The organism is Methylobacterium sp. Leaf466 (genome assembly GCF_001425565.1).
GTDB lineage: Bacteria > Pseudomonadota > Alphaproteobacteria > Rhizobiales > Beijerinckiaceae > Methylobacterium.
The window spans coordinates 250824-262083 of record NZ_LMRC01000032.1; the positions used below are offsets into that span (position 1 = coordinate 250824).

Here is an 11260-nt window from a genome sequence, read left to right on the forward strand (position 1 = left end):
ACAGACGGCCGATGTTTCACGTGAAACATCGGCCATGCGAAGCGGCCTCACTTCCCGATGCATCTTACTTCCCGATGCAGAAGCCGGCAAATAGGCGGTCGAGGATGTCTTCGACGCCGACATGACCACCGACTTCGCCAAGCGCCTTGACCGCCAGACGCAGATCCTCGGCGACGAGTTCCGGCGGTAGCGCGGCCGCCGCCAAAAGCCTGTCGAGGTGATCGCGGCAGCGGGTGAGGGCCTCGCGGTGGCGCTCGCGGGTGATCAGCGTCTCACCGCCGAGCAGCGCCGCCGTGGCCCGCTGCTGGATGGCATCGAGCAGGTCCGAGACCCCCTCCCCCGTCCGGGCCGAAACCGCGAGGCCGGTCCGATCGCCGATCCCGAGATCGCCTTTCGTCCACACGCGCAGCGCGGCCGGAGGCGCGGGCTCGAAGCCGGCGGCATCGTCGTCGGCGGCGGCGAGAAACACGACGAGGTCCGCTGTCTCGATCCGGCCTCGGGTACGCCGGATGCCTTCGGCTTCGACGGCGTCGGCGGTCTCCCGCAGGCCGGCGGTGTCCACGAGCAGCACCGGCAGGCCGCCGAGGTCGCAGCGGACCTCGATGGCATCGCGGGTGGTGCCTGGCACCTCCGACACGATGGCGACGTCGCGCCGGGCCAGCGCGTTGAGCAGGGTCGACTTGCCGGCGTTCGGGGCTCCGGCCAGCACCACGACGAAACCCTCGCGCAGGCGCTCGCCGCGGCGTCCATCCGCCAAGGCTCGGTGGATCGCATCGCGGACCGCCCTCGCCTGCCCGAACAGGGCGGCATCGAGCCCAACGTCGTCGACATCGCCCTCGTCAGAGAAGTCGAGGGCGGCCTCCGTCGAGGCGAGCAGGTCGATCGTCCGGGCACGCCAGTCCGCGACCTGGCGGCCGAGGGCGCCATCGAGCTGCCGCAGGGCCTGGCGGCGCTGACCGTCCGTCTCCGCCTCGATCAGGTCGGCGGCGGCCTCGGCCTCGGTCAGATCCATGCGGCCGTTGTAGACGGCGCGGCGGGTGAAGGCGCCGGGCTCGGCCGGCCGACAGCCCGGAATGGCGGCCAGGGCCGCCAGCACGCCGGCGCGCACCGCCAGACCGCCGTGGAGGTGGAGCTCGGCCATGTCCTCGCCGGTGAAGGTCGCCGACCCCGGCATCCAGCACACCATGGCCCGGTCGAGGACATCGCCGGCGGCATCGCGCAGCGTGCGCAGGGACAGGCGGCGAGGGGGCGGCAGGTCGCCGATCAACCCGACGAGGATGGCCGCGCTTTCAGGGCCGCTGATGCGGACGACGCAGACGGCGGCGCGGCCATAGCCGCTGGCGGGGGCGAAGATGGTGGCGTCGGCCATGGCGCGGCTTCGGTCGGAGGGATGAACCGTCAGGCTTCGTCTCCTGCCCCGATTGCCCCCTTGCGGGGAGGCGTCGGAGGCGGCGCGGCTAGGCGACCCTGTCGCGCAGGCCGGCCGAACCACCCCCACCCCCTAATCCTCCCCGGATGGGAGGGAGAGCTCCTTCGACCGGCTAACGATCTATTTTCCCTGCGAAATCGTTCAATTTCGCCAGGGATTTAGTCCATCTTACGTGTTCATCGAATCGAAGAAGTCGTTGTTGCTCTTGGTCTGGCGCAGCTTGTCCATGAGGAACTCGATGGCGTCGGTGACGCCCATCGGGTTGAGGATTCGGCGCAGCACGTAGGTCTTCTTGAGGGAATCGGGCGCCACCAGCAGCTCTTCCTTGCGGGTGCCCGAGCGGGTGATGTCGATGGCCGGGAAGATGCGCTTGTCCGAGACCTTGCGGTCCAGGATGATCTCCGAGTTGCCGGTGCCCTTGAACTCCTCGAAGATCACCTCGTCCATGCGCGAGCCGGTGTCGATGAGCGCGGTGGCGATGATCGAGAGCGAACCGCCCTCCTCGATGTTGCGGGCCGCACCGAAGAAGCGCTTGGGGCGCTGCAGCGCGTTGGCGTCGACGCCGCCGGTGAGCACCTTGCCCGACGACGGCACGACGGTGTTGTAGGCGCGGCCGAGACGGGTGATCGAATCGAGCAGGATGACCACGTCGCGGCCGTGCTCGACGAGGCGCTTGGCCTTCTCGATCACCATCTCGGCGACCTGGACGTGGCGGGTGGCCGGCTCGTCGAAGGTGGAGGCGATGACCTCGCCCTTCACCGAGCGGATCATGTCGGTGACCTCCTCCGGGCGCTCGTCGATGAGCAGCACGATGAGGTAGCACTCCGGGTGATTGATGGTGATCGACTGCGCGATGTTCTGCATCAGCACGGTCTTGCCGGTACGCGGCGGCGCCACGATCAGGGCACGCTGGCCCTTGCCGATGGGAGCGACGATGTCGATGATCCGAGGACTGAAATCCTTCTTGGGCGGAGCGTCCAGTTCGAGCTTGAAGCGCTGGGTCGGGAACAGCGGCGTCAGGTTGTCGAAGTGGACCTTGTGCTTGATCTTCTCCGGGTTCTCGAAGTTGATCGTGTTCACCTTGAGCAGCGCGAAATAGCGCTCGCCGTCCTTGGGGCCGCGGATCGGGCCCTCGACGGTGTCGCCGGTGCGTAGGCCGAAGCGGCGGATCTGGGTCGGCGAGATGTAGATGTCGTCCGGCCCCGGCAGGTAGTTCGACTCCGACGAGCGCAGGAAGCCGAACCCGTCCTGCAGCACCTCGACGGTGCCGGCGCCGATGATCTCGACCTCCTTGGCCGCCAGCTGCTTCAGGATCGAGAACATCAGCTCCTGCTTGCGCATGGTGGAGGCGTTCTCGACCTCGACCTCCTCGGCGAAGGCGATCAGGTCGGTGGGCGTCTTGGACTTGAGGTCCTGGAGCTTGACCTCGCGATGGGCGTCGAGGGCGATGACGGCGCCCTCGGCCTGCGGTTCCGCGGGAATGAGGGCATCGGTGTGTGAGGTCATGGGAATCGAGAGCCGATTGGGACGGGAAAACCCGACTGGGAGGGGACGACCGACAGAGGCTACGCGCAACACGGAAGAAGGATGGTTCGGGGAGGTGCCGAGCGCCGGTTCGGCGCGGTTCATCGGACCACTCTGGGTCCGCGCATCGCCTGCGGTGGCCTCTGGGGCTCGCGGGATACATCTCGGCATAGACAGGAGGGAGCTGTGCGTACCGCGATTCGAGCTGCCGCTCAAGTCCCCGTCAGCGTCGTTTCAGCCGGACGTACAAGGCCCCTGCCCCGCCGTGGTGGCGGGCGGCCTCCTCGAAGCCGAGGACGACGCCGCGCAACTCCGGTGCCCGCAGCCAGTGGGGAACGGAGCGGCGCAGCACGCCGCGCTCGGAAAAGGCGTCGTCGTAGGAGGGACCGCCCTTGCCGGTGACCACGAGGATGTGGGTGTGCCCGGAGGCCTGGGCCCGCATCAGGAAGCCCACCAGCGCCCCGTGGGCCTGGGCCTGGTACAGGCCGTGCAGATCGATGCGGGCGTCGACCTGGAGCGCCCCCCGGCGCAGGGCGAGACGGGTGCGCCGCTCCAGGCCGGGGGCCGGTGGCGGGATCGGCCTCGCCACCGGCGCGGGCGCCGCGGGCGGGGGCGTCGGCTTCACCGCGACGCGCTTCTGCCGCGGCTGGGGCGGGGGCGGCGCGACCTTCACCGGGGACACCGGCCGCGCCTCGGCCGGCGGGGCCTCGCCGCGAGGCGCTGTTCCCGAGACGGTCTTGCCCGGGGTCGCCTTGCCCGAGACCATTTTGCCCGAGACCATCTTGCCGTGAAGCAGCTTGCCCTGCACGGCCTTGCCCTGCAGCGGCGTGATCAGCCGGGCGACGGCGTTCCACAGGCTGGCCTCCTCGCCGGTGAGGGGACGGGGGCGGCGGGGCGGCCTCATGGCCGAGGGGACTTCGGCGGGGTGTCGGACGAGGGTCTGGGCGAAGGTTTGGGCAGGAAGACCACGAAGCCCACGGCGTCGCGCAGGTTGCCGGCGGCGACGCCCGCGGCCTCCCCGGTGCCGAGGTAGAGGTCGCCCCGCGCCGGTCCGACGATGGCCGAGCCGGTGTCGGCCGCCACCACGAGGCGGCCGGGGGCGGTTCCTCCCGGCAGCGGGCCTTCCAGCCAGAACGGCAATCCGTAGCGCCACAGGGTGGCGTCCACCGCCAGGCTGCGGCCCGGCACCAGCGGTACGCCCGCCGCGCCGGGCGGGCCGAGGCCGGGGTCGGCCACCGGGCTCAGGCGGAAGAAGATGTAGGAGGCGTTGGCGCGCATCAGCCGGCGCGCCGTCTCGGGGTTGGCCCGCAGCCAGCCGGTCCAGCGGGCGAGCGTCAACCCCTCGAGCGGCAGATGGCCCTCGGCGACGATGCGCTTGCCGATGGAGGTGTAGGGCCGGCCGTTGCGGCCGTCGTAGAGCACCCGCACGGCGCCGCCGTCGGGCAGGCGTACCCGGCCCGAGCCCTGCACCTGGAGCACGAAGAGGTCCACGGCATCGCGCAGGTACAGGAGCGGCCGGGCGCGGCCGCCCAGCGCCCCGTCCTCGATGGCGGCGCGGTCGGGGTAGGGCTCGAAGCCGTCCGCTCCGCGGCGTCCGGCGCGCAGGGCCGGGTCGAGGCCCGGCAGGGTCTCGCCGGGCTGGAGGCTGACGAGGTCGTCGGGACGGGCGAGCACCGGGGTCGGGAAGTCGGCGCTGGGCGTGAGCGAGCCCGTCAGTTCGGGCTCGAAGTAGCCGGTGAGGAAGCCGGCCTTGCGCTGCCCGCCCTGCCCGTCGGCCCGCAGGATGCGGTAGGCGTCGAAGGCCTCGGCGAAGAACGCGGCCGCGCCCTCGGGCACCACGTCCTGCGCCCTGCGGCAGGCGGCGGCGAGGGCCTCGGGGTCGCCCTGCACCGTGGCGGCGACGGGCACCGGGTCGGCGGCGCAGCTGCGGCGGAAATGGTCCAGGGCGGGTGCCGCGTCGGTGCCGGGGAAGCCCGGCAGGCTCGATGCGGCCACGGATTCGAGCACGGCATCACCGACGCGCGTCTGCGCGGCGGCGGGGGCGCAGGAGACCAGGGAGAGGACGATCCCGGCGAGGAGAGGCTGAGACGGTCCGGCCACGGGGAAGGGTCAGGCGCCCGCTTCCGTGGCGACGAGCTGCCAGTTCGGGTCGCGCCCGCCGAGCGTCCGGGCGAAGGTCCACACGTCGGGAACCTCGACCACCGCCTCGGCGCTGCCGTCCACGACCTTGCCGTCGGCATCGCGGGTGGCGGTGATCAGGTGCGACAGGAAGCGCACGGTGATCTGGGCGACGCGGTTGTTCACCTCGACGGCGACGATCTCTGCCTTGTCGAGGGAGACGAAGGTGGTCTCCAGGACGTGGCGACGGGCCTCACGCTCGGTGATCTCCCGTTCGAAACCCTCGCAGACCTCCCGCGACAGCAGCATCCGCAGGGTCTTGCGGTCGCCCTTGGCGAAGGCGATCACGATGGCCTCGTAGGCGCTGCGGGCGCCGTCGAGGAAGGCGCGCGGGTCGAAGCCCGGCTCCACCTGCAGCACCGCCTCGAGGCCGCCGGCCACCGCCGAACCGGGCTCGGCGATGCCGCGCCAGTCCCGCGGCGCGGCCGCCGCCTGGGCCGGGGGAGCCGCCCGGTCGGCGCCCGGAAGGCGGACGACGTTGTCGCCCTCCTTGCGGGCGGCGGGCGTCTGGTTGCGATCCACCGGCTTGAACGGCGAGCGTTCCGTGCCCGTCTTCTGGCCCAGCACCGAGCGCAGGCGCCAGATCACGAACACCGCAAGCGCGAGGAAGATCAGGGTCGTCGCGTCGAGAGAATCCTGCATCACCGATCCGTTCGTGGCCGTCAGCTGTTGTCCCGCGCGTGTCGCGCCCGTTCGAGATCCCGCCCCGGGATCCCGGCACCATGATCGAACCCCGACGTCCGCACCCTCGCGTGCGCCGGACCCTTCACGAAACGCTCCTCGTCCGAGGAAAGTCCCACCGACGCCGGCAGCACGGCGGGGGATGTCGTCTGTGGCTCTTAGCCGAGGCGGGCGCAAGGATCGAGCCGCAGCCCCGATCCCCGGGAACCGGCCCTGCGACCCGACCGGGGCTCCCACGCATATGGTATGGCCGGCCCGTCCGGTCCACTCTCCGGAGCGACGCGGGCGCACGGGGCGATGCCCTCGCCGCCCGGAACGGCGACCGATCCGGACATGCCTGGCCCGAATGCGACGCAGGCCCGGCTTGACGTGCCCCTCGCACCTGCGAAAAGACGCCACGACACAGTATAGGGTGTGGGACCGGTCTGCCGATGAGCAAGTTCAACGAGGAGCGCGTGCTGAGTGTCCGTCACTGGACGGACACGCTGTTCTCCTTCCGCACCACGCGCGATCCCGCCTTCCGCTTCCGCAACGGGGAGTTCGTGATGATCGGCATCGAGGTCGAGGGGCGCCCGCTCCTGCGCGCCTACAGCGTCGTCTCGGCCAATTACGAGGAGGAGCTGGAGTTCTTCTCGATCAAGGTGCCCAACGGCCCGCTCACCTCGAAGCTCCAGCACCTCAAGGTCGGCGACCCGATCATCGTCGGCAAGAAGTCCACCGGCACCCTGGTGCTCGACAACCTGATGCCCGGCCGGCACCTCTACCTCCTCGGCACCGGCACCGGGCTCGCCCCCTTCATGTCGATCATCAAGGACCCCGAGACCTATGACCGCTTCGAGAAGGTCGTGCTGGTCCACGGCTGCCGGCAGGTGCAGGAGCTCGCCTATGGCGAGACCATCACGCAGGAGCTGCCCAACCACGAATTCCTCGGCGAGACCATCGCGGCGCAGCTGATCTACTACCCCACCGTCACCCGCGAGCCGTTCCGCAACCGCGGCCGCATCACCGACCTGATGACCTCGGGCAAGCTGTTCGCCGATATCGGCCTGCCGCCGATGTCGGTGGAGACCGACCGCTTCATGCTCTGCGGCTCGCCGGACATGATCCGCGACACCCGGACGCTCCTCACCGAGGGCGGCTACGAGGAGGGCAACCACGGCGAGGCCGGGCACTACGTGATCGAGAAGGCCTTCGTCGAGAAGTGACGGCCGTCTTCGTCGCCGGTGCCGGCACCGGGATCGGCAAGACCTACCTCACCGCCGCCCTCACGCGGGGCCTGCGGGACGCGGGACGCGGCGTCCTCACGCTCAAGCCCGTCGCCAGCGGGGTCGCGCCCCTCGACGATCCGGCGTTCGCGTCGAGCGACACCGCCGTCCTGCTGGCCGCGCAAGGGTTGCCGGTGACGCCCGAGACGGTGGCGGCCTGTTCGCCCTGGCGGTTCGCGGCTCCCCTCGCCCCCGATCTCGCCGCCGCCCGCGAGGGCCGGCACCTGGCGCTGGACGACCTCGTCGCCTGGTGCCGGGGCCGGATCGCCGAGGCACCAGACGGCACCACGGTGCTGATCGAAGGGGTCGGCGGGGTGATGAGCCCGGTCACGCCCGAGGCCACCGGCCTCGACTGGCTGACGGCCCTCGACCTGCCGGCCGTCCTCGTCGCCGGCTCCTACCTCGGCGCCATCAGCCACGCCCTCACGGCGATCGAGACCCTGCGCGGGCGCGGCGTGCGCCTCGCCTGCGCGGTGGTCTGCGAGAGCGAGGAGGCGCCGGTCCCCGTGGAGACGGTGGCCGGGTCGATCGCCCGCCATGCCGGCGGCGTGCCGGTGCTGGCCCTGGCGCGCGGTGCGGCATGTCCGGCGGGGCTCCTGGCGCTGGTGTGACGGCGACAGCCAGGCGGCCCACGTCCCTGCTCGGATGTCCCGACGAGTGGCGTCGTCGCCTGCGAACGGAACGCACTTCGCTTCCTCTTCCTCTTCCCCTTCCCCTTGCGGGGCCGGGGTTGGTTCCGCGGGGCCCTGACCGAGGGTCGCCCGGCCACCCCCACCGCGAGCGCCTCCCTGCGAGGGGAAAGGGACGCCGCTCGAAAAATCGGTGACTCCGGCCCTCCGCCGCGCAGATTTTGCTCGCCGGGCGTCGTCGATCCTGCGTTGTATCCGCACGGATCGACGACGACCGGAGCGCTGCCCGTGACCGACTCCTCCTCCACCGGCGCGAAGCCTCGGCTCGCGGGTCCGGCCGTGCTGCTCGCCACCCTCGGCATCGTCTACGGCGACATCGGCACGAGCCCGCTCTACGCCTTCAAGGAGGCGGTGCGGGCGGCCTCCGGCGGGGCGCCGCCCCAGGCCGCGGCCGTCGTCGGCGCGGTCTCGCTGATCGTCTGGGCGCTGATCCTCATCGTCTCCCTCAAGTACGCGGTGCTGATCCTGCGCGCCGACAACCGCGGCGAGGGCGGCATCGTCGCGATGCTGGCGCTGCTGGGCGCCCGCCATGCCAGGCCGGGCTCCTGGCAGGGGCTGATCCTCGTCACCGGCCTCGTCGGTGCCGCCCTCCTCTACGGCGACGGCGCCATCACGCCGGCGATCTCGGTGCTGAGCGCGGTGGAGGGCCTCAAGGTCGACGCGCCGGGGCTGAGCCCCTTCGTGGTGCCGATCACCCTGGCGATCCTGGTCGGGCTGTTCCTCGTCCAGAGCAAGGGCGTGGCCTTCATCGGCCGCATCTTCGGGCCCGTCATGGTGGTGTGGTTCTCGGTGCTGGCGCTGCTCGGCATCGGCGGCATCCTGCAGTCGCCGCAGATTCTCTCCGCCCTCAACCCGATGGCCGCCATCGACTACGTCCTGCTCGCGGGCTGGAAGGTGAGCTTCCTGATGCTGGGCGCCGCCTTCCTGGCGGTCACCGGCGGCGAGGCGATGTACGCCGACCTCGGCCATTTCGGCGCCCGGCCGATCCGGATCGCGTGGTTCGGCTTCGTGCTGCCGGCCCTGACGATCAACTACGTCGGCCAGGGCGGGCTGCTGCTCGCCGAGCCCGACGCCATCGCCAACCCGTTCTACCGCCTCGCGCCGGACTGGGCGCACTACCCGCTCATCGCCCTGGCGACCGTGTCCACGGTGATCGCCTCGCAGTCGATCATCTCGGGCGTGTTCTCGCTCACCCAGCAGTCGATTCAGCTCGGCTTCCTGCCGCCGATGCGGGTGATCCACACCGCCCGCGAGGAGCGCGGCCAGATCTACGTGCCGGTGGTGAACTGGCTCCTGGCGGCGGCCACCCTGACGGCGGTGGTGGTGTTCGAATCCTCGGACGCGCTGGCGGGCGCCTACGGCATCGCGGTCTCGGCGTTGATGGCGATCACCACGCTGCTGGCCGCCCTCGTCGCCCTGCGCTGGGGCTTCAACCCGGTGGCGGTGCTGGCGGTCAACGGCTTCTTCCTCGCCATCGACGCGGTGTTCCTGGCCGCCAACGGCGTCAAGCTGTTCGAGGGCGGCTGGTTTCCCCTGGCGCTGGCCTTCGCGGTCGCCTTCCTGATGCTGACCTGGCGCAAGGGCAACGGCCTCGTGGAGGAGGCCCGGACGGTTCTACGCGAGCCCGAGCCCGCGTTCCTCGAACGCATGCGGCACGCACCGCCCATCGCCCTGCCCGGCAACGCCGCCTTCCTGTCCTCGGCCACGAGCGGGATTCCGCTCCACTTCTCGCGCTTCGTCGAGCGCAGCCACGCGCTGCATGCGCGCGTCCTCATCGTCACCGCCCGCTACGAGGAGGAGCCGGTGGTGCCGCGCTCCCGCCGGGCCGAGATCGCGGCACTGTCGCCGGAGATCGTCCGCGTCGTCCTGCGCTACGGCTTCATGGAGGAGGCCTCGATTCCCGACGGGCTGCGCTGCGCCGTGGAGAGCGGCCACCTCGACGCCGCCTTCCTCGACGACCTGACGATCTTCATCGGCCACGAGACCATCATCCCCAAGAGCGACCGCCGCGGCATGGCCCATTGGCGCGAGCACGTGTTCGCGTTCCTGCTGCGCAACGCCGAGCGCACCGGTACGCAGTTCTGCATCCCGACCCGGCAACTGGTGGAGGTCGGCACCGAAATCGAGATCTGAGGGCGGCCCACTTCGCTCTCACGCGAGCGGTCGTGCGCCCCCTTGACGGCGCCGGATCCCGAGGCGGGTGAAGCGTCGGCCCGCTCACCGGAACAGGGCGAGCAACGCCTTGCTGGCCGAATTGGCGATGCCGAGGGATTGCACGCCCAGCTGCTGCTGGGTCTGAAGCGCCTTCAGCCTCGTCGATTCCTCCTCGATGTCGGCATCGACCAGGATGCCGAGGGTGCGCTCGTTGGCCTTCATGAGCGAGCCCACGAAGGCCTTCTGCCCGTCGATCCGGGTCTTGCCGGCCCCGAGCTTCGCGCCGGCGTCCGTCACCTCGGCCAGCGCCCGCTCGACCTGCGCGATCGCGGCCTTCAGTGCGGCATCGCCCGCCGTGCCGCGCAGGGCGCCGATGTCGATGGTGTCGATCGAGGTGCCGCCCGAGAGGGAGTCGAGGATGCCTTTGCGAGCCCCGGCGACCGCATCGGTCCCACGGCCGGTTCGGTGATCCGCGGCCCCGGTCCCGAACCCCAGCGTGATGTCGGCGCCCGACGTCGTCACGGCGATGTCGTCGAGATACCAGTAGCTGGGGTCCTGGCGCGCCTCGAACGCCAGGGCTGACGTGGTGGCGCTCGCCGTCACGGTGAACTGGTAGTGCGTATAGGGTTGGGCCGGCACGTCGACGTGCGAGGCGAGTACCGTGCTGTCCCAGGAGACCTTGAACTGGTTGGGCGTCCCGCCGGCGTTGCGGAGCCAGAAATCGATGACGTAGGTCTCCCCGGGCACCGTCGCGAGGGTCCGGCTCAGGACGGCGCTGCCACCGACCGTCCCCATCGCGAGGCCCTTGGCGCCGCTGTGCGCCGTCCCGTTCGTGAAGACGAGCGACGTGTTGCCCCCGAGCGTCCAATCCGCCAGGTCGCTCTCGAAGCCGCCGTTGGCGAGGAGGTTGCCCCCGGGCCCAGGCGTCCCGACGCCGGCCCGGTCGATCGCGAGGCTCCTGGCGCCGCCCGCCGCAGTCGTCTCGAAGGTCAGGCGCCCGTCATCGTCGAGGCTGGCCCTGACATGGCCCCGCAGCACGGCGTTGGCCGCGATCCGGTTGTTGATCCCGCGCACGATGTCCGGCGCCCCGACGGCGGCGAGGTCGGGGACGGCGGCGGCCATGCTCGCCCGGTCGAGGACGATGTCCTGGGCGGCCCCACCGTCGAGGGCGATGGAAAAGCGGACGCCCTGGCCGCCGCTCAGGTCGATTTTTCCGACGAGGGCCTGGCCGGCGGTGACCCGGGCGGCGGTGGCGGCGGTCTGAACGCTGGCCGAGTTGGTGTCGTAGAGCTTGATCGCGTTCACATCGACGGTGATCTCGGAGAAGTTGATGGTGCCGT

At 71.0% G+C, this 11260-nt stretch carries 9 protein-coding genes; 3 read left to right on the forward strand and 6 right to left on the reverse strand.

What is annotated here, in order from left to right:
- Positions 1–64: 64 nt before the first annotated feature.
- The 5 genes from mnmE to ASG59_RS14925 all read right to left on the reverse strand — a co-directional run bounded on the left by mnmE (position 65) and on the right by ASG59_RS14925 (position 5773).
- Positions 65–1369: a tRNA uridine-5-carboxymethylaminomethyl(34) synthesis GTPase MnmE gene (gene mnmE, locus ASG59_RS14905; RefSeq protein WP_056409651.1), complete on the reverse strand. Its 1305-nt coding sequence runs from the start codon at positions 1367–1369 to the stop codon at positions 65–67.
- Between the two features lie 228 nt (positions 1370–1597).
- A complete protein-coding gene (rho, locus tag ASG59_RS14910; protein ID WP_055880952.1) occupies positions 1598–2935 on the reverse strand; it encodes a transcription termination factor Rho in 1338 nt (445 codons plus the stop codon).
- Positions 2936–3176: 241 nt separating this feature from the next.
- Positions 3177–3857 carry a Smr/MutS family protein gene (locus ASG59_RS14915; protein WP_055880955.1) on the reverse strand — a complete coding sequence of 227 codons (681 nt, stop codon included), beginning with the start codon at positions 3855–3857 and terminating at the stop codon, positions 3177–3179.
- Positions 3854–5020, reverse strand: coding sequence for an MltA domain-containing protein (locus ASG59_RS14920; protein WP_056409722.1), 1167 nt, complete (start codon positions 5018–5020; stop codon positions 3854–3856). The genes ASG59_RS14915 and ASG59_RS14920 overlap by 4 nt, the downstream gene beginning before the upstream one ends.
- Positions 5021–5062: 42 nt before the next feature.
- Complete coding sequence (locus ASG59_RS14925) at positions 5063–5773, reverse strand: Tim44/TimA family putative adaptor protein (RefSeq protein WP_055880958.1); 711 nt, start codon at positions 5771–5773, stop codon at positions 5063–5065.
- Between the two features lie 470 nt (positions 5774–6243).
- On the opposite strand from ASG59_RS14925, the gene ASG59_RS14930 reads away from it, so the two are divergent.
- From ASG59_RS14930 to ASG59_RS14940, 3 genes are all read left to right on the forward strand, one after another.
- Entirely contained in the window at positions 6244–7017 is a 774-nt protein-coding gene (locus tag ASG59_RS14930; RefSeq protein WP_055880961.1) for a ferredoxin--NADP reductase, read from the forward strand.
- Positions 7014–7688 (forward strand): dethiobiotin synthase, encoded by a 675-nt coding sequence (bioD, locus tag ASG59_RS14935; RefSeq protein WP_056409653.1) that lies wholly within the window; start codon positions 7014–7016, stop codon positions 7686–7688. The genes ASG59_RS14930 and bioD overlap by 4 nt, the downstream gene beginning before the upstream one ends.
- Before the next feature lie 306 nt (positions 7689–7994).
- Positions 7995–9899, forward strand: coding sequence for a KUP/HAK/KT family potassium transporter (locus tag ASG59_RS14940; protein WP_244475722.1), 1905 nt, complete (start codon positions 7995–7997; stop codon positions 9897–9899).
- 84 nt (positions 9900–9983) lie between these two features.
- Here ASG59_RS14940 and ASG59_RS21340 read toward each other — a convergent pair.
- The coding region (locus ASG59_RS21340) for a flagellin (RefSeq protein ID WP_056409655.1) at positions 9984–11260 on the reverse strand (1277 nt) is incomplete at its 5' end.